The 638-nt window shown below is 51.1% G+C and carries 1 protein-coding gene; it reads right to left on the bottom strand.

The window, feature by feature from the left end; translation table 11 throughout:
* Positions 1-638: ATP-binding cassette domain-containing protein (locus R7040_RS27440; protein ID WP_318097738.1), on the bottom strand; the 638-nt coding region annotated here is incomplete at both ends.

The raw sequence follows: 638 nt of genomic DNA, 5'->3' as shown, positions 1-638 counted from the left end.
CGGCTTGCCCATTGCGTAATGGTAGCCAAGTCGTGACCGATCAGCAAAATCGTGGTGTTGTTGAGCTGGTTCATTCGGCTCAACAAACGCAGAATCTGCGATTGAGTGATGGGGTCCAAGTCGTTAGTTGGTTCGTCAGCAATCAACAATTTAGGTTTGGTTGCGATGGCCATGGCGATCATGACTTTTTGACATTCACCATCTGTTAGCTCGTACGGGTAGCTGCCCATCAAGCGTTTGTGATCTTTGATACCAACTTTGTGCAGTAGCGCAATGGCCTGTTTTTTACGCCATTTGAATCGCTCCCACCACTTGCCTTCAAAGGCGCGAGAGGGGATAGACTCAATTAACTGACGTCCCACTTCTTCGGAAGGGTCCAAACAGGTTGAGGGTTCTTGGAAGATCATCGCGATATCGCGGGCAATGACGCGTCGACGCTCTTTCGGCGTAAGCTGTAAAAGGTCGATGTTACCCAAGCGCATTCGGTCCGCGGTGATTCGCCAGTTGTCCTTACAAACCCCCACGATCGCTTTCGCAACTAAGCTTTTACCTGAGCCAGACTCGCCCACCAAGCCTCGGATTTCACCTTCATTGAGCGTTAGGCTCATTCGGTCGACGGCTTTCACCATCCCTTGTGG

It is taken from the genome of Vibrio sp. 1069 (assembly GCF_033340555.1).
Note: the sequence above shows the minus strand (reverse complement) of the source record. Positions and strands in the feature narration are given on the sequence as shown.